The sequence below is a fragment of the Streptomyces sp. NPDC044063 genome, assembly GCF_056434285.1.
In genome coordinates, this window is record NZ_JBWKFM010000009.1 from 84,582 (window position 1) to 100,825 (window position 16,244).

Annotated in this window: 18 protein-coding genes; 9 read left to right on the plus strand and 9 right to left on the minus strand. The window is 70.9% G+C overall.

The genetic code is table 11. From position 1 onward, the window contains the following. Nucleotides 1-313: 313 nt before the first annotated feature. The gene (locus AC07BS_RS13910; RefSeq protein ID WP_478932193.1) at nt 314-670 is read right to left on the minus strand and encodes a DUF6247 family protein; all 357 of its coding nucleotides are present in this window, start codon (nt 668-670) and stop codon (nt 314-316) included. 110 nt (nt 671-780) lie between these two features. Continuing rightward, nucleotides 781-1,206, minus strand: a complete 426-nt coding sequence (locus AC07BS_RS13915; protein ID WP_478645766.1) for an ATP-binding protein — start codon at nt 1,204-1,206, stop codon at nt 781-783. 127 nt (nt 1,207-1,333) lie between these two features. On the opposite strand from AC07BS_RS13915, the gene AC07BS_RS13920 reads away from it, so the two are divergent. The 3 genes from AC07BS_RS13920 (at nt 1,334) to AC07BS_RS13930 (ending at nt 3,447) form a co-directional block, all read left to right on the plus strand. Next, nucleotides 1,334-2,152, plus strand: coding sequence for a helix-turn-helix domain-containing protein (locus AC07BS_RS13920; RefSeq protein ID WP_478932196.1), 819 nt, complete (start codon nt 1,334-1,336; stop codon nt 2,150-2,152). After that, entirely contained in the window at nt 2,149-2,358 is a 210-nt protein-coding gene (locus AC07BS_RS13925; protein ID WP_478932198.1) for a DUF397 domain-containing protein, read from the plus strand. Before AC07BS_RS13920 ends, AC07BS_RS13925 begins: the two co-directional genes overlap by 4 nt. Before the next feature lie 240 nt (nt 2,359-2,598). Beyond that, on the plus strand, nt 2,599-3,447 hold the full coding sequence (locus AC07BS_RS13930; RefSeq protein ID WP_478932200.1) for a hypothetical protein: 849 nt from the start codon (nt 2,599-2,601) through the stop codon (nt 3,445-3,447). A 590-nt stretch (nt 3,448-4,037) separates the two neighbouring features. Here the strand turns inward: AC07BS_RS13930 and AC07BS_RS13935 are convergent. Beyond that, nucleotides 4,038-4,709: a DUF4097 family beta strand repeat-containing protein gene (locus tag AC07BS_RS13935; protein WP_478645759.1), complete on the minus strand. Its 672-nt coding sequence runs from the start codon at nt 4,707-4,709 to the stop codon at nt 4,038-4,040. Between the two features lie 249 nt (nt 4,710-4,958). Between AC07BS_RS13935 and AC07BS_RS13940 the strand changes: the two genes are divergently transcribed. Then, nucleotides 4,959-5,744 (plus strand): helix-turn-helix domain-containing protein, encoded by a 786-nt coding sequence (locus AC07BS_RS13940; protein ID WP_478932363.1) that lies wholly within the window; start codon nt 4,959-4,961, stop codon nt 5,742-5,744. Nucleotides 5,745-5,788: 44 nt separating this feature from the next. Next, nucleotides 5,789-6,592, plus strand: coding sequence for an alpha/beta fold hydrolase (locus AC07BS_RS13945; protein WP_478645758.1), 804 nt, complete (start codon nt 5,789-5,791; stop codon nt 6,590-6,592). A 7-nt stretch (nt 6,593-6,599) separates the two neighbouring features. Here the strand turns inward: AC07BS_RS13945 and AC07BS_RS13950 are convergent, their stop codons facing one another. From AC07BS_RS13950 to AC07BS_RS13960, 3 genes are all read right to left on the minus strand, one after another. After that, nucleotides 6,600-7,148 carry a DinB family protein gene (locus AC07BS_RS13950; RefSeq protein ID WP_478645757.1) on the minus strand — a complete coding sequence of 183 codons (549 nt, stop codon included), beginning with the start codon at nt 7,146-7,148 and terminating at the stop codon, nt 6,600-6,602. Nucleotides 7,149-7,270: 122 nt separating this feature from the next. Beyond that, complete coding sequence (locus AC07BS_RS13955; protein WP_478932203.1) at nt 7,271-8,746, minus strand: aldehyde dehydrogenase family protein; 1,476 nt, start codon at nt 8,744-8,746, stop codon at nt 7,271-7,273. Between the two features lie 85 nt (nt 8,747-8,831). Beyond that, on the minus strand, nt 8,832-9,695 hold the full coding sequence (locus tag AC07BS_RS13960) for a helix-turn-helix domain-containing protein (protein WP_478645957.1): 864 nt from the start codon (nt 9,693-9,695) through the stop codon (nt 8,832-8,834). Between the two features lie 322 nt (nt 9,696-10,017). Between AC07BS_RS13960 and AC07BS_RS13965 the strand changes: the two genes are divergently transcribed. Then, on the plus strand, nt 10,018-10,512 hold the full coding sequence (locus AC07BS_RS13965; protein WP_478645750.1) for an ATP-binding protein: 495 nt from the start codon (nt 10,018-10,020) through the stop codon (nt 10,510-10,512). A gap of 77 nt (nt 10,513-10,589) precedes the next feature. Here AC07BS_RS13965 and AC07BS_RS13970 read toward each other — a convergent pair whose 3' ends face one another. Both AC07BS_RS13970 and AC07BS_RS13975 read right to left on the minus strand, forming a co-directional pair. Then, entirely contained in the window at nt 10,590-10,808 is a 219-nt protein-coding gene (locus tag AC07BS_RS13970; RefSeq protein WP_478645954.1) for a DUF397 domain-containing protein, read from the minus strand. A gap of 189 nt (nt 10,809-10,997) precedes the next feature. Next, nucleotides 10,998-11,342: a UBP-type zinc finger domain-containing protein gene (locus AC07BS_RS13975; RefSeq protein ID WP_478645748.1), complete on the minus strand. Its 345-nt coding sequence runs from the start codon at nt 11,340-11,342 to the stop codon at nt 10,998-11,000. Nucleotides 11,343-11,663: 321 nt separating this feature from the next. Here AC07BS_RS13975 and AC07BS_RS13980 point away from each other — a divergent pair, with 321 nt between their 5' ends. Beyond that, the gene (locus tag AC07BS_RS13980; protein ID WP_478645747.1) at nt 11,664-12,692 is read left to right on the plus strand and encodes a rod shape-determining protein; all 1,029 of its coding nucleotides are present in this window, start codon (nt 11,664-11,666) and stop codon (nt 12,690-12,692) included. A gap of 93 nt (nt 12,693-12,785) precedes the next feature. Continuing rightward, entirely contained in the window at nt 12,786-14,495 is a 1,710-nt protein-coding gene (locus tag AC07BS_RS13985) for a S8 family serine peptidase (protein WP_478932206.1), read from the plus strand. Between the two features lie 22 nt (nt 14,496-14,517). On the opposite strand, the gene AC07BS_RS13990 is transcribed toward AC07BS_RS13985, so the two are convergent. Beyond that, entirely contained in the window at nt 14,518-15,642 is a 1,125-nt protein-coding gene (locus AC07BS_RS13990; protein WP_478645744.1) for a type III polyketide synthase, read from the minus strand. A 240-nt stretch (nt 15,643-15,882) separates the two neighbouring features. Between AC07BS_RS13990 and AC07BS_RS13995 the strand changes: the two genes are divergently transcribed. Then, nucleotides 15,883-16,146, plus strand: a complete 264-nt coding sequence (locus AC07BS_RS13995; RefSeq protein WP_478932209.1) for a hypothetical protein — start codon at nt 15,883-15,885, stop codon at nt 16,144-16,146. The last annotated feature ends 98 nt before the right edge of the window (nt 16,147-16,244 follow it).

The following is a 16,244-nucleotide window of genomic DNA, read 5'->3' on the forward strand; positions in this document are numbered from 1 at the left end:
GACAAACCCCAACCCCCCACCACCGGGGGGGTTGGACCGCCCCCCGCGCAGGGGGGCCCCCCCAACCCCCAGTACGCGGTGACGCTGACAACGACCAACGTCAGCAGCCGGGGCGCCACCAGATACTCGAACATGCCACCAGCGACATAGGCGGTCCGCCTGTCGGAGCCGCCTTCATGCCGCTCTCCGGAGATGTACAACGTCTCTGCGGCGCGGAGTAACTCCTCGCAGCGCTCCTTGACTTGGCCCGCCAGGTCCGGGCCGAGATCCAGCTCGGTCTCCGGCCACCAGTACTCCCAGGTCCAGCCGTCGCTCACCCGCCGACCGCCCGCCGCGCAGCCGCCTTGATGTCGGCTACCTCTCGCGCGGCAGCGCGCATGGTCTCCGTGTCCCGGGCCGTCCGGACCCGGCGCTCGGCATCGTGGAGCCTGCGAGCAGTCACCGGGTGGCGTTCGATCTCCACCAGCGTCGCCCACCGCAACAGGAACCCATTGACGGGGCCCACCGACTGCGTCTCGGCGGCCAGCGTGAGCACCTCGTCCCGCTCGGTCTCCATCACAGAGAGCTCCGACGGGGCGATGCGCGCCAGAGCCTGTCTGAGCGCGGCGATCGTCCTCTCGGGACGTTCGATGATCGGCTCGTCCCCGTGTTCCACCGGGTGCGCGCTCATATGGGCTCCCTTGCGTGAGCGATACCGCGACCAGCGTCTCCGTCGCGAGTCCACACTAGCCACGGCCGAAGGCCGATGCGCCTCGCACGTCGGCGCTGCTGGGCTGAGCTTCAGCGTAGGCGCAGCTCGCACCACACGGTCTTGCCGATGCCGTACGGGCGGGGTTTGACCGCCCACGCGTCGGACAGGGCCGCGACGAGGGCGAGGCCCCGCCCGGCCTCGTCGTACTCCCCCGCGCACCGCAGCCGGGGGACCCCGTCCCCCGCGTCCGCGACCTCGATCCGCAGAGACGTCGCGTCGACCGTGCAGAACGCGCTGATCTCCCGGCCCGGAGACGTCCGCCCGTGACGGCACGCGTTGGCCATCAGCTCGCTCAGCAGGAGCACGGCCACGTTCGCCGTCTCCTCCGGCACCGGCCAGCCGCGCACCTCCTCCCGCAACAACCGGCGGGATCGCCCCACACTGCGCGGGTGCCGGGGGAAGCACCACCCGGCGAACTTCAGCGGGGTCGGGGTCTCGGGTCGTACTGCTGCCATCGCTGCCCTCGGAACGGTGAGTTTCGGCTTTCAGGCTGAAACCGTGCTGGTCCGGGAGCAGGATCGGGAGTAACGAGGTGGGTACGAACATGCGCCGTACCCGGCGTGTACCCGGAGAGGGGCGGCGGTGACGAACGACGGCTCTCAGCCGCCGATGGCATGGCGGTACTGCGGCAACCAGCTCAAGCTGTGGCGCACGCAGGCAGGCGTCAGCCGCGAGAAGCTGGCCGAGGAGGCCGGGTACGGGTACGAGATGATCAAGTCGGTGGAGCAGGGGCGGCGGAGGCCGACCGTGCGGCTCCTGGAGGTCGCCGACGAGATGTGCGGGGCGCGGGGGATGCTGCTGGCGGCGAGGGACTACCTGAAGCCGGAGCGGCAGCCCGGACAGTTCCGCGAATTCATGGAGCTGGAGGACGAGGCCATCGCGGTCTCGAACTACCAAACGCTTTACATCCCCGGACTGTTGCAGACCGAGGAGTACGCAAGGGCAGTGCTGGCGAGCCACTGGCCACCGGTGGACGACGACACAGTGGAAGAACGCCTTGCGACCCGGCTGGCACGCCGGGAGAAGCTCACCCGCAGGCCCGCGCCCCTGTTCAGCTTTGTGATCTACGAAGCCGCCCTGCGCACCAACACCGGCGGCTCTGCTGCCATGAAACGTCAGCTGCTCCACCTGCTCGAAGTGGACAGCGCTTTGCGCAACACATCGATCCAGGTTCTACCTGCCGACCGATCCGCACCTTCCCACCTCAACGGCCCACTGGTGCTGCTGGAAACGAGTGAGCACCAGCATTACGGCTACGTGGAAGGCCAGGGCACCCACGTACTGCATTCCGACGCGAAGACCGTCAGCGTCCTCGTCCAGCACTACGGCACGATCCGCATGCAGGCACTGGGCAGCGAGGAGTCGGCAGCGTTCATCAGAAAGGTCTCGGAAGAGCTATGACCGACGAGCCGACATGGTTCAAGTCCAGCTACAGCAACAACCTGGGCGGCGAATGCGTCGAGGTCGCCACCCTCCCCCACACCATCCACATCCGGGACTCGAAGCTTGAGCTTCGGGACGGCCACGCGCGGCTGACCGTGACCCCGAGAACATGGGGCCGGTTCATAGCCGAGCTTCGGGCGTCGAGACCCGAGCGCCTTGTCTGAGGAATGGGCGGTGGTGAGAACCCACCCACCCTCCCAAGCCCCCTGCATGCACAGCCAGATGACTTTCCGCAAGCGAGTCGCCACGGCGAGCGATGGCCCTGTAGCGTGCGCAGCAACAAACAACCCCCGCCGGTGCGCCAACACCGGGACGGGGGTCTGACCACCCAGATCGATAGTCAAGGAGTCGATCCAGTGGCTGTGGCCAACACTACCGTCGCCCCCTGCCCGTCCACTCCCCCAATGGCCGCACCCGGCTACGGAAAACGTTCCGCACCGGACCAGGCACCGCGCGACGGACGAACGTTCGACCATCTGCCGCACCGTGAAGCCTCCATCGCCGCCCACATCGACCGCCTTCCCGAAGGCGCGGCGATCGACGTGAAGACCCTCGCCAAGGAGATCGCCGCGTACGGCCAGCAGGCGATCCGGACGGCACTCAACGCCCTTGCCCGCGCAGGTCATTTGTTCCGCAGGCGCGAGACCGTCGGCGACGGCCGTACGCAGTGGGTGTTCCGCTCGTACTTCTCGCGCACGGCACGCAGTGAGGCCTGGTGGGAACACTTCCTGCGGGGCGACGTACCGAAGGCGGAGGAGCCCCGCGTGGCCCCGACCCGATCCGCCGCGTACGAGGCACTGGCCGAGGCGGCCCGCACGGACCCCCGGCTGCCTCTGTCGGCGGCGGAGTGCGCCGAACTGGAGCCGCTGGCAGCGGAGTGGCTGGCCAGAGGCGTGTCGAGGCCCCGCCTCGTCGCGGCGCTGACGACCGCCCTCCCCGACCAGGTCCACGCCCCGGGGGCCTTCACCCGCAATCGCCTGCGGACGAAACTCCCACCGGAACCGGCCACCCCTGTCGCACGCGCACCCGAAGAGGCAACCGCGCTCGCCGAATGCGTGGGCTGCGGTGCGCCGGGTCGTCCCCAGATGTTGCCCGGGGGCCGTTGCCGGGCCTGTCGCGATACGGGCACCGCCGAACCGGAGCGGCCGTCCACAGCTGTGGACGTACTCGCCGGAGCCGCGGCCGTGAAGGCCGCCCACCGAGCCAGCCGCGACCGCTTCCTCGCCCGACCCTCCAGAATCACCCGATCGTAGTAATCACGGCAGCCAGCCCCCGAATCGGCCAACTCCCGCCATACCAGCCGATATTGTGATGCGTGGCGCACCTCGTGCGCCCCCTCCCACAGAGGACGTGAACCATCCGGACGCTCGCCCAGGGCGCCTGGCTGAGGCGTCCTCCGGAGCGCTCCCGGTCAGGGCGCACTGTAGGGAGGGGGCGCCCATGGGACGCCATCGGAAGAAGCCACTTCACGAACGGATTTACGCGGCAATCCGCGAGTTCGGGAGGTGGATGATCGGACGGTGACCGTCAGCCCTCACACAACCTGAGGGCTGACGGTCAATCCCGTCACTTCCGCTGGGTCCGCGTCACGGATGACCCCCGTGGCGCGGGCCCTAAAAAATCGAGCCCCGAAAGAGCGTCACGGGTGACCAATCCGCGACAGGGCCCTTCAAAGGGTGGTTGATCCACCGCCAGCCCTCCGAAGACCTGAGGACTGACAGCCGAACTTCACCAATTCCGATGGCCCTCAAGCTAGCACCCACCCGACACCCCCCGCATCAGGACCGGCCGTCCCTCCACCCTCCCGTATGACCGCCGGCAGTTCCCTCACGGAGGCGCCTCCTCAGAGGCTGCGGGCGTCGATGTTGCCGTAGCTGGTCGTCGCGTGGATCGTCAGGTCGGCGGCGGCGCTGTCCGTGTTCTTGAGGGCGTTGTGGATGCGGCCGTAGCCCGTGCCGGCGTCCAGGGAGGCGGAGGTCCCGCGCGCCGCGCCCACCGACAGGTCGCCCATCTCGGTGCGCAGCACGACCGTGCCGCTCACGGCCTCGGCGATCCGGATGTGGCCCTGGGCGGTGGTGATCTCCGCGTGGCCGCTCAGGCGCCCCACGGACACGTCGCCGCCGGCCGTCTTGGAGCGGAGGCCCGCAACCTCGTCGACCTTGATCGCACCCTGGGCGCTCTCGAAGTCGACGTCGCCGAGCCGTCCGACGCCCCGCAGTTCGGCGCAGGCGGACTTGAGCTCGACCCGGGAGCCGGCGGGCAGCTGGACGGTGACCTCGACGGAGCCGGAGGGGCCGAAGTACTGGTTCTTGGCCTCCGGGGCCGAGATCCGCAGGACGCCGTCGCGGTACTCGACCATGGTCTGCTCCGCCGCCTTCACGTCGCGGCTCTTCGAGGGGTTCCCGGGCAGGACCTCGACGGTGGCGTCGGCACGGTCGGCGGCGATGAGCTGCACGCGGCCGGCGGGGAGGTCCAGGACGGCGGCGATCGGGGCGGTGGTGGCGAACTTCTGCATGGTGCTCTCCTCTTGCGTTGTGTGCGTTGCGCTTGTGCGCTCGTCGTTTCCGACATCGCAAAAGCTACGTTGCGTTCCCGAATCAAGCAACACACTCGTTGCACTCAATCAGCATTTATGCAGGTCACAGGCTTCATATCGTTGCAACGGGTCTGCATTTAACGCAACGTCAGCTCCTCGCTTCGTTGCATTGGACTCCGTGTGAACGCTACGCTCGTGGCATCAGGCAAGCGCGCGAAGGAGATCCCGGTGCCGGGAGGCAGACTCACCCAGCAGGAACGTCAGCAGATCGCGTCGGGGGTGGCCGACGGCCTCGCCTACGCGGAGATCGCCAGGCGCCTCGACCGCCCTACCTCCACGGTCACGCGTGAGGTGATGCGCAACGGCGGCCCCACCGCCTACCGCGCCGACCTCGCCCACCGCGCCACCGAGCGCCGCGCCACCCGCCGCAGGCAGCCCGCCTCCCGCGGGCCGCAGGCCCCGTCGTCGGCGGCGCAGGCCCATGGGCGCGACGCCGAGGCCGTGCGCGAGTACGAGGAGGTGTTCACCACCCTCCTGATGCAGCAGGGCCTGCCCAAGATGATCTCCCGGGTGCTGACCTGCCTGTTCACCACCGACGCGGGCAGCCTCACCTCGGCCGAACTCATCCAGCGCCTCGACATCAGCCCCGCGTCCGTCTCCAAGGCGGTCGCGTTCCTGGAGAACCAGGGCCTCGTCCGCCGGGAACGCGACGAACGCCGCCGCGAGCGCTACCTCGTCGACAACGACGTCTGGTACCAGTCGATGCTCGCCTCGGCCCGGGCCAACGCCCTGCTCGCCGAGACCGCCCGGCAGGGCGTCGGTGTCCTCGGCCCCGGCACCCCCGCCGCCGTCCGCCTGGAGAACATCGCCCGGTTCGTCGACTTCGTCGCCGAGAGCATCTCCCGCGCCGCGGAACAGGCCCGCGAGATCCTCCACACGCAACCCGAACCCGGACCCGAATCCGAACCCGGACCCGGACCCGAATCCGAATCCGGACCCGACCGGCCGGAGTGACCGACACCTGGCGGTAGCAACCCTTCCCCCACCAGACTCGGTCCATGGAACTCACCGTGTCCGTCAAGGACGGCGAAGTCTGGGCCGACGACAGCGGGGACATCTCCGGGGACGTCTCCGGGGACGGGGCGCTGCCGCTGGTGCTGCTGCATCCGGGGATCGGCGACTCCCGTATCTGGGACAAGCTCATGCCGGCTCTCACCGCGCAGCGGCGCGTGATCCGTTACGACGCGCGCGGCTTCGGGCGGTCGCCGATGCCCACCGCGCGCTACTCGCAGTCCGAGGACCTGCTCGCGGTGCTCGACCACTTCGGGCTCGACCGGGTGGTGCTCGCCGGTACCAGCATGGGCGGATCGACGGCGATCACGCTCGCCCTGAACGCCCCCGCGCGGGTCGCCGGGCTCGCTCTGCTGTGCCCGGGGGTCACCGGCTACGAGGAGCTCAAGTCCCCGGAGATGATGGCCGAGATCGTCCGGCTGGCCGAGGCGAACGACATGGACGGGTTGCAGGCCCTGTGCCTGCGCGTCTGGGGCGCCGCCGGAAGCGGGGACGACACCGACGAGGCGGGCCCGTCCGTGCGGGCGTGCTTCCGCGCGTGGTTCCTCACCCACCCCTACGACGTCCCGGACGCGCCCGCCTTCGACCGGCTCGGCGAGCTGAACGTGCCGGCCCTGCTGGCGGTGGGCGACCGGGACCAGCCCGAGGTGATCGACTGCAACAAGGCCATCGCCGCCCGCATCCCCGGCTGCCGCCTGGAGTTCATGCCGGGGTGGGACCACTTCCCCACCCTCCGCGACCCGGAGAACGCGGCCCGGCTGATTCTGGAGCTCTGCGACACCGCCGGCTGAGCCGCGGCTACGCCGCGTCCCGCTCCGCCGCCATCAGGTCGAACGCCGTCTTCCCGTCGAGCGACTCGCGGACGATGTCGGCGTGGCCCGCGTGCCGGCCGACCTCCTCGATCAGGTGGAGCAGCAGCCAGCGCAGGGACACCGTCCGGGCGTCCGCCGGGAACCACGGCGCGTCGGGCAGCTCGAAGGTGTCCTCCAGGCTGGGCGCCGAGCGGATGAACCGCTCGGTGTCCGCGGCGATCTCCTCCCAGCGGGCCAGGAGGGTCGCCACGGTGTCGTCCTCGGTCGGGTGCCAGCTCGCCTGCCACCCCTTCATCGACTCCTCGATGCCCTTCGGGGCCGTGCCCTTCGCCCGGTCGATCCAGCCGGCCTCCCCCTCGGACACGTGCTTGAGCAGCGCGATCAGCGACAGCTCACTGGCGCTCGGCGTCGCCGCCGCCTGCTCGGCCGTCAGGCCGCTCACCGCCCGGCGGATGCCGACGCGCTGCGCCGCCAGGAAGTCCAGCAGCGTGCCGCGCTCGTCGGTGACCTTCTTCTCGACGACGTGCATGACCATGGTCCCCACCGTTCCCTCGTCGGTCCGTTCCGCCGCCGTGCTCCGGCGGCGACGAGATCACCGTAGGGCCGATGTAGGACGGATCCGGTCCTAGAGCACCTGTGTCAGAAGAAAACCCTGTGTCAGAAGGGGAATCTGCTCCGTCCGTGCTGGATGGAGATCCACTTCGTCGTGGTGAAGGCCTCGACCATCGCGTCGCCGTTCAGCCGGCCCACGCCCGAGTGCTTCTCGCCGCCGAACGGCACGATCGCCTCGTCGTGCACGGTGGCGTCGTTGACGTGGACCATCCCCGTCTCGATGCGCTTGGCCACGCGCACGCCCCGCTCGACGTCGCCCGTGTGGACGGCTCCGCTCAGGCCGTACGGGGTGGCGTTGGCGAGCCGGACGGCCTCGTCCTCGCCGTCGAAGGGGATGATCAGCGCGACCGGGCCGAAGATCTCCTGGCCCAGGATCGGCGCGTCCTCCGGCAGCCCGGTCAGCACGGACGGCGAGACCAGTGTGCCGTCCGTCCGCCCGCGTACGAGGGCGGTCGCGCCGTCCGCGACGGTCTGCTCCACCAGGGTGGTGATCGCCTCGGCCTGGCCCGCGTTGATGAGCGGGCCGATGTGCGTAGCCGGATCGCCCGGGTCGCCGACCTTCAGGGTCCGCACCTTGGCGACGAACTTCTCCGTGAATTCACGCTCGACGGACCGGTCGACCAGTACCCGGTTGGCGGCCATGCAGACCTGCCCCTGGTGGATGAATCGGCTGAAAACAGCGGCGTCCACGGCGTAGTCGAGGTCGGCGTCCTCCAGGACGATCAGCGCGCTGTTGCCGCCGAGTTCAAGGATGGTGCGCTTGAAGTGCGAGGCGGCGACGGTGGCGACGTGGCGGCCGACCTTGTCGGAGCCGGTGAAGGAGATGACCTTGGGGATCGGGTGCTCTATGAGCGCGTCGCCGATCTCCGCTATGTCCGTGACGACGACGTTCAGCAGGCCGGCGGGGAGGCCGGCCTCCTCGAAGAGCCGGGCCACCAGCCCGCCGCCGCACACCGGGGTGTTCTGGTGCGGCTTGAGGACGACCGCGTTGCCCAGGGCCAGCGCGGGGGCCACGGACTTGATCGACAGGAGGAAGGGGAAGTTGAACGGGCTGATGACCCCCACGACGCCGACCGGTAACCGGTAGAGCCGGTTCTCCTTGGTGTCGTCCGGGGACGGCAGGATGCGGCCCTCGGCCTGTAACGCCAGGTGAACGGCCTCGCGCAGGAACTCCCGGACGAGGTGGAGCTCGAAGCCCGCCTTGACGGCCGTGCCGCCGCATTCGGCCGTGATGGCCGCGGTCAGCTCGGCCTCCCGCTCGTCGACGACGCGCAGCGCGCGTTCGAAGACGAGCCGGCGGGTGTACGGATTGGTGCCCGCCCAGGCGGGCTGGGCGCGCTCGGCGGCACGGTACGCCTGGTCGATCTCGGAGACCGTGGCCACCGTGATCGAGGCGAGCTTCTCCCCGTCGTAGGGGTTGAAGTCCACGATGTCCCAGGAGCCGCTGCCGGCCCGCCACTCACCGTCGATGTACTGGTGGGCGAGGTCGGTGAATATCGAATCGTATGTGCCGTCGGACATGCGCCATCCCGTCTGCGAATAGCGGGGCGCTCGTGACGCCCGTGACGATTACGTGGTCCCGATGGGACGTCATCGTACTGATGTGTCACAGGAGTTGAAGAAGGCGTCCGATCAGTTCCCGGCTGGCCTCGGGGGACAGGCTGTCGGCGTGCAGCCGGTCCATCACCCGTCCGTACTGGGCCACGTCCTCGCTCTTGTCGAGGTAGAGCGCGCTGGTCAGCTGCTCCAGGTAGACCACGTCGGACAGGTCCGACTCGGGGAAGCGCAGCATCGTGAAGGCGCCGCTCTCCGCCGCGTGACCGCCGTACGCGAAGGGCATGATCTGGAGCGTGACGTTCGGCTGCTCGGAGATGTCGATGAGGTGCTGGAGCTGGTTGCGCATGACCGTTTCGCCACCGTACGGACGGTGCAGTGCGGCCTCGTCCAGAACGGCGTGGAAGCGCGGTGCCCGCTCGGAGAAGAGCAGCTTCTGGCGCTCCATGCGCAGCGAGACGCGCCGCTCCACCTCGGCCGGCTCGGCGCCCGGCTGGCCGCGCACCACGACGGCGTGGGCGTAGCCCTCGGTCTGGAGGAGGCCGTGCACGAACTGGACCTCGTAGATCGAGATGTGCGAGGCGGCGCCCTCCAGCCCCACGTAGGTCTGGAACCAGCTGGGCAGGACGTCGCCGTAGCTGTGCCACCAGCCGGCGACGTTGGCCTCCCGGGCCAGCCCCAGCAGTGGCTCGCGCTCGGCGCCGTCGGTGACCCCGTAGAGCGTGAGCAGGTCCTCGACGTCACGCGCCTTGAAGCTCACCCGGCCCAGCTCCATGCGGCTGATCTTCGACTCGGACGCGCGGATCGAGTACCCGGCTGCCTCGCGGGTGATCCCGCGCGACTCCCGCAGCCGCCTGAGCTGCGAGCCCAGGAGTATGCGCCGCACCACGGAACCGCTCGACTCGCTCGTGGCCATCATGGCGACCTTCCTCTTCCGGTCCTTGCCAGCTTCTGTGTGGTCTCGTCGTTTCCGCACCCCTCTGAGGGCGACCCCCGCTACCCCCGGCGCCGAAGTCTGCCACCTTCGGCCTCCGTTGAGTGCATGTCCGGTTACGCAGACAAGCCAACGACGGGAGCGCTACCGCAGGAGGCGTAGGGAGAATTGCGCCCCAACCCCCTTGTGCGCCCCCAAATCCCCCTCGTGCACGTGCATCTGCCCTTGCATCCGCCCCGCGCATTGGCAACCATGGAGCTCGCACACGTGCACGTCACGTCCTCGATTGCCAGGAGTGCCTCGGATGGGTACCGAAGGATCGACTGTGCTCTCCCCCTTATGGAGAGGGCTCCCCCCGATCGACTCATCCGCCGTCTCCAACTCCGCTTCCTGTGGACTCCCACCCCGGTTCGAAGCGGTGGGCGCCGCCCGGAAGTTCACCCGATCCACCCTCGGTCAATGGGACCTCGGCGCGCTCTTCGACGATGTGGCCCTCGTCGTCTCCGAGCTCGTCACCAACTCGATGCGTTATGCCGTACCGTCCGACCACCCCGGCATCGGTACGGAGTACGACCCGTCCGTACGTCTCCACCTGCTGCGCTGGACGTCGCGGCTGGTGTGCGCGGTACGCGATCCGAGCGGGGCGAGCCCCGTCGCGAGCCGTGCCGACGCCGGGGACGAACGCGGGCGGGGGCTGTTCCTCGTGGAACAGTTCACGGACGCGTGGGGATGGCATCCCCTCGCGGGGGCGTTGCACGGCAAGGTCGTCTGGGCGCTGTTCCGCCTGCCGCGCGACTGACGGCGCCGTTCGCGGCCTCGGCCGCCGCCCCGGCCCCCAAGCGCTCGTCATGACTGCCCGGTTCGCGATTCGGGGGGCTAATCGCGAACGAGGTAGTCGAACTCCCCGTCCTTGATCCCGAGGAGCATCGCCTCGATCTCGGCGGGGGTGTACACGAGCGCCGGGCCATCCGGGTGGCGGGAGTTGCGTACAGCGACCCCGCCACCCGGCAGCTTCGCGAACTCGACGCAGGAACCCTGCGAGTTGGAGTGGCGGCTCTTCCGCCAGACGACATCTTCGATGTCCGAGGCGGCCATGCCGTTGCGCGCCTGGGGCACTGGACCCTCCCGGATCGCTTGCAGGGGGCACCCTCACTCACCCAAACATGGATTCGAGGATGACAACTGCTCCGGATCATAGCCGCGTTCATGTGCTTATGCATGAGCCGATGCACGTGCACTCAGGGTGTTCCCGCCACTACTTCACGACCGGAATACGCCGGCCCGTTACCGGGGCGGCTCCGCGCGCTGCAGAAGCAGTTCGTCCGCGTAGCACCACGCCCAGTCCTCGCCCGGCTCGAAGGAGCGGGCGAGGTCGTGGCCGGCGGTGTCATGGGCGTGCGCGGAGGCGTGGCGGTGCGGTGAGCTGTCGCAGCAGCCGATGTGCCCGCAGACCAGGCACTCGCGCAGATGCACCCAGGTGGAGCCGATGCGCAGGCACTCCTCGCAGCCCTCCGGCGTGCCGGGCGTGACGTCGTCGCGGATCTCGTCCAGGTGGCCGCACCCGCGGTCCGTCGGACGTCCCTGGACGTCGGCGGCTACGTGCCAGCCGCCGGCGGAGGCCTCGCTCATGTCATCGAGCCTAGGTCCGCGCGCCGGGCACCGCACGGCGTGACTCCCCGTCCGGGGCCCGGGGGCCGGAGGCCGGGAGCCGGGGGCCGGGGGCCGGGGGCCGGGCGGTGTACGGGAGCACCGTGATTGTCAGACCCCCCTGGCAGACTCACCTTCGTGAGCCGGGGACGGAGACGGACGACGGGGGTGTCCGTCTCCACCCCGGCCCACCCCGGCCCACGCCTGCCCCGGGCGGCCCAATTCGGCGTGCTCTCCGGCGCGTCGCCTTGCACGATGACATGGCATCCCCATTCCCTCGCGCGCTCCAGGGAAGGACCCGCCATGACGCTCTGCCTCGACCAGCTGACCCGCTGCACCGTCGCCGTCGACCTCGGGGCGGCCCGGACCCGCGTCTACCTCAAGGACACCGGTCTGGTCGTCGACGAACCGAGCCTCGCCGCGGTGAACACCCGCACCGGGTCGCTGATCGCGGTCGGGACGATGGCGGGCGGCATGGCCGGGCGGACGCCGCACCACATCAAGGTCGTCCGCCCCATCTCCGGCGGCACGGTCGTCGACATCGACATGGCCCAGCGCATGCTGCGCTTCCTCGTGGACGACAAGATCCGCCGCGCCTGGCGGCGCAAGCCGATGCTCCGGGCCGCCGTCTGCCTGCCGCACGACGCCGAGCCCATCGCGCAACGCGCGGCCGTCGAGGTGCTCAGCGCCCTGGGCGCCCGCAAGGTCGAGATGGTCGACACCCTCATCGCCGCCGCCGTGGGCTGCGGACTGCCGGTCGAGCAGCCCGAGGCCACGATGATCGTGGTGTGCGGCGCGGCCTCGACACAGGTCGCGGTCCTGTCGCTGGGGTCGATCGTGGCGGCCGAGAAGGTGCTGGTGGGCGGGGACGCCATCGACTACGCGATCATCCAGCACCTGCGCGGCGAATATCAGCTGATGCTCCCCTCCCAGGGGCTGCACCCCCTCCACCTGGCGCTCTTCGACCCCCTGCGCATCGGTACGGAGACGGAGGTGCGCGGCCGGGACGTGGCCACGGGCCTCTCGCGCACGGTCCTGGTGAACACCGCCCATGTCCGCGAGGCGATCCACACCCCGCTCACCGCCGTGCTGGACGCCATCGGCCGGGTCCTGCGGGAGTGCCCGCCCGATCTGGTGGCCGACCTCGCCGAGCGCGGGGTGATGCTGGCGGGCGGCAGCGCGATGCTGCCGGGCCTCGACACGATGATCGAGCAGGGCACCGGGATGATCGTGCGGATCGCGGAGAATCCCGACGTGTGTTCCGTGGTGGGGCTGGGCGCGATGATGGAGGGAAAGATCCAGCCGATGCGCCTGGACCCCATGGTGAGCTGAGAGCAATTCACCAGCGGTTTCCCCGCCGAATTCGGCCCCTGTCCGGTCCGCGGCCTTGCCGTACGGTCTCCCGCCCCAGCAGATTGGGGGCCCATGGCGGACCGGCACCGGCGCCCCGCAGCGGGCGGCTTCACCTACCTCCCCCTGGAACGCGAGCTCGTCGTGGTGACCCACGCCGGCGCCGGGCTGCGGGCCAGCCCCTGGGGCGTACGGTCCGAGGCCGGGGCCGACCTCGGACCGCTCGACGCCTTCCTCGCCGACGAACGCCTGACGCTGGAACCCCTCTTCACCCCTGACCCGGCGGCGCCCGAACTCGCGCTCTTCCACCGGGTGCGCGGCACCCACCGGCGCCGGGAGCAGGAGGAGCTCGCGGCCCGGCTGACCACGCTGCCCGGCGTCGAGAGCGCGTACGTCAAACCCAGCGCGCTGCCCGCGTGCGCCCCCGGCGCACCGACGCCCGCCCCGTCCCCGGCCGGGGTGGGGCACTCCGGGGTGGCGCACACCGACCTCACCGACCGCCAGGGCGTCCTCGGCCCCGCGCCCGGAGGCGTGGACGCCCGCTGGGCCTGGACCCTGCCGGGCGGCACCGGCGAGGGCGTACGGGTCGTCGACGTGGGCGCGGCCTGGCGGCTGGAGCACGAGAACCTCGGCCGGCAGCTCGCCGGGATCGTCGCCGGCGCCCCCGTCCTCGACCTGGCCTGGCGCAACCACGGCACGAACGCCATCGGCGTCGTCTGCGGCGACCGCGCCGGCTCCGGCACCACCGGCCTGGCACCCGGCGCCCGGGCCGGCGCGGCGTCCTTCCACGGCATCGGCACCGCCGCGGCCATCCACCAGGCCGCCGCCCGCCTGGCGCCCGGCGACCTCGTCCTCATCGGGCTCCACCGCCCCGGCCCCCGCTTCGGCTACTCCGACCGCGACGACCAGCGCGGCTGCGTCCCCCTGGAGTGGTGGCCGGACGACTTCGCGGCCATCCGGTACGCCACCTCCTGCGGTGTCCTGGTCGTCGCGGCCGCCGGCAACGGCTCCGAGTCGCTGGACGACGCGCTGTACGAGGAGCGGCCGGACGGGTTCCCGGCGTGGTGGGGCAACCCCTTCGGCGCCCACGGGCCCTCCTCCGGCGCCGTGCTCGTGGGCGCCGGCGCCCCGCCGCCCGGCACCCACGGCCGCGACCACGGGCCGGACCGCTCCCGGCTCGCCTTCTCCAACTTCGGCTCGCGGGTGGACGCGCAGGGCTGGGGCCACGAGGTCACCACGACCGGCGGCCACTGGGACGGGCCCGGCGATCTGCGCGGCGGCCCGGACGAGGACGCCTGGTACACGGACGTCTTCCGGGGCACGTCCGCCGCCGCGGCCGTCGTCGGCGGCGCGCTGGCCGTCGTACGGGGCGTGCTCAAGGCGGCGGGCCTGCCGTCGCCGGCCCCGGAACGGGTCCGCGAGCTGCTGCGGACCACCGGCTCGGCGCAGTGCGACGCGCCGGGCCGGCCCGCCTCCCAGCGCGTCGGCGCCCGGCCCGACCTGCGCGCGGTCCTCGGGCACCTGCTGCCGGGCCCGGTCGGCTCCGGCGTCGCGGAGGGCCTGCGGGACGAGCTGCTGCCGTACCCGCCCGGCGCCAGGGCCCGGCTGCGGCTGTACGTCGCCGGAGCCTGGCGCGGGCTGGAGGCCCCCGACCCGGCCGTGCGCCACGCGGTGCACGCCGCGTTCGCCGCCGGCCGGTCCGGCGGCGTCCACGTCTGGTACGCGGGCGACCGCGTCGTGGGCCTGACCGTCACGAACGGCGTCGGAAGGACCCAGCAGCCGTAGCGCCGTGCCCGCGTCAGGGGTGTCACGCGGTCATCGGGGCCTTCACCGGCGCCTTCGCGCGGTCGCCGTCGTCGTCCTTCCCCCGGCCGTTCGCGTGGCCGTTCGCGCTCCAGGTGCCCAGCGCGATCTCGGCCGTGATGCCGGGGCCGAAGCCGGCGATGATGCCCCGGGCCGCGTCGGCCGCGCCACCGTCCTGGAAGAGGCGTTCGAGGGCGTCGAAGATGACCGCGCTGGCGATGTTGCCGCGCTCGGTGAGCGTCTCCCGGCTGTAGCGGAACGTTTCGGGGGCCAGGCCCAGATAGCGGCTGAGGTCGTCCAGGATGCGCGGGCCGCCCGCGTGCACGATGTAGAAGTCCAGCTCGGAGACGTCCCAGTGGTGGGGCTCGGCCATGTCCCGCATGGCGGGGGCCAGCATGGCCATCGTGCCCGGCACCCGCTTGTCCAGAAGGAAGTGGAAGCCCGTGTCCCGGACGCCGTACGAGATCCACTCCTCGGTGTCGGGCACCAGGTGGGAGCCGTTGGCCTCGATCCGCACGCCCTCGCCGCCCTCGCCGCGCACGACGGCCGAGGCCAGGGCGTCCCCGAAGAGCCCGTTGGAGAGCAGATTGCCGACGCCCAGGTCGGTGGGCTGGTAGAGCAGGGAACAGAATTCGCAGGCCACGATCAGCACGTTCGCCCCGGGATAGGCCCGGCAGAAGTCGTGCGCGCGATTGAGGGCCGCGCCCCCCGCCGCGCAGCCGAGCTGCGCGATGGGCAGCTGCCGGGTCTCGTTGCGGAAGTCCATGGTGTTGATGAGCCAGGCGGTCATCGACGGCATCATGAAGCCGGTACAGGACACGTAGACGATCAGATCGATGTCACGGGTGGTCAGCTCCGCATGGTCCAGCGCCCGGCGCACCACGTCGGGCACCCGGGCCTTGGCCTCCCGCTCGTAGCGGGCGTTGCGCACGGTGAAGCCCGGATGCTTCAGCGTGTCCTCGATCGGTTGTACGAGGTGTCGTTTCTGCACTCCCGTGTTGCCGATCAGGCGCAACGCGAGCTCCAGCTGCGGGTGGTCGGCATGGAGGGTGCGGGCGAGCTCCAGCGTCTCGTCCCTCGTGATCACATGCTCGGGGACGGCGATGGCCGGTCTGCACAGAGTCGCCATGACGGCCTCCCAGTCGCGGTCGGTATGTCGAGGCTCGATGCCCAGGGCCGCCGAAATGACCCGGCAGCTTATGTCCAGTACATGCCGCATTGAGGCGAGCGACACACATATGAGTGGAAAATTCACTCGAAGTGTGGAATTTGCCTCCGGCATCTCTCATCCGCCCCTCAAGGACCCCGGCGCACCATGACGAGCCGGACGCACGCACACCTGCCGCGACGCACGCGAGGAGACGATGCAGTGGGCGGAGACGACGCAGTGGGCACGGCTCCCGACGGCGACGCGGCAGCCGCCGCGCCGGCTTGCGCGCCCGGCCCGGCCGTGGAAGAGGTGGCCGCCGACGCCCATGCGCTGGCGGCGATGCGGCGGCTGGGCGGGTCGGCGGCCGGAGCCGACGGGATCTTCCAGGACCCCGGCCTGCTGGCCGGCGCGCTCTCCGCGCTGCGCGCGGACTACCGGGCCCTGGGGGTACGGGAGCCGGAGCCGGAGGGTCCGGCCCGCTGAGCTCCGCCCGGCGGGCGGAGCGCGGGGGGGGGGGGGGGGGCCCCCCCTCGGGCTCTTGGTTGTTGCGGTTGTTTTTTTTTTTCTTTCTCCCCCCCCCC

Bases quoted from the DNA above. Each gene is read 5' to 3' on its own strand.
- AC07BS_RS13980 (WP_478645747.1), top strand. From the start codon at position 11,664: ATGACGCTCTGCCTCGACCAGCTGACCCGCTGCACCGTCGCCGTCGAC.
- AC07BS_RS13930 (WP_478932200.1), top strand. From the start codon at position 2,599: ATGGCCGCACCCGGCTACGGAAAACGTTCCGCACCGGACCAGGCACCG.
- AC07BS_RS13960 (WP_478645957.1), bottom strand. From the start codon at position 9,695: ATGGCCACGAGCGAGTCGAGCGGTTCCGTGGTGCGGCGCATACTCCTG.
- AC07BS_RS13925 (WP_478932198.1), top strand. From the start codon at position 2,149: ATGACCGACGAGCCGACATGGTTCAAGTCCAGCTACAGCAACAACCTG.
- AC07BS_RS13990 (WP_478645744.1), bottom strand. From the start codon at position 15,642: ATGGCGACTCTGTGCAGACCGGCCATCGCCGTCCCCGAGCATGTGATC.
- AC07BS_RS13945 (WP_478645758.1), top strand. From the start codon at position 5,789: ATGGAACTCACCGTGTCCGTCAAGGACGGCGAAGTCTGGGCCGACGAC.
- AC07BS_RS13985 (WP_478932206.1), top strand. From the start codon at position 12,786: ATGGCGGACCGGCACCGGCGCCCCGCAGCGGGCGGCTTCACCTACCTC.
- AC07BS_RS13910 (WP_478932193.1), bottom strand. From the start codon at position 670: ATGAGCGCGCACCCGGTGGAACACGGGGACGAGCCGATCATCGAACGT.
- AC07BS_RS13975 (WP_478645748.1), bottom strand. From the start codon at position 11,342: ATGAGCGAGGCCTCCGCCGGCGGCTGGCACGTAGCCGCCGACGTCCAG.
- AC07BS_RS13970 (WP_478645954.1), bottom strand. From the start codon at position 10,808: ATGGCCGCCTCGGACATCGAAGATGTCGTCTGGCGGAAGAGCCGCCAC.
- AC07BS_RS13965 (WP_478645750.1), top strand. From the start codon at position 10,018: ATGGGTACCGAAGGATCGACTGTGCTCTCCCCCTTATGGAGAGGGCTC.
- AC07BS_RS13955 (WP_478932203.1), bottom strand. From the start codon at position 8,746: ATGTCCGACGGCACATACGATTCGATATTCACCGACCTCGCCCACCAG.
- AC07BS_RS13935 (WP_478645759.1), bottom strand. From the start codon at position 4,709: ATGCAGAAGTTCGCCACCACCGCCCCGATCGCCGCCGTCCTGGACCTC.
- AC07BS_RS13915 (WP_478645766.1), bottom strand. From the start codon at position 1,206: ATGGCAGCAGTACGACCCGAGACCCCGACCCCGCTGAAGTTCGCCGGG.
- AC07BS_RS13950 (WP_478645757.1), bottom strand. From the start codon at position 7,148: ATGGTCATGCACGTCGTCGAGAAGAAGGTCACCGACGAGCGCGGCACG.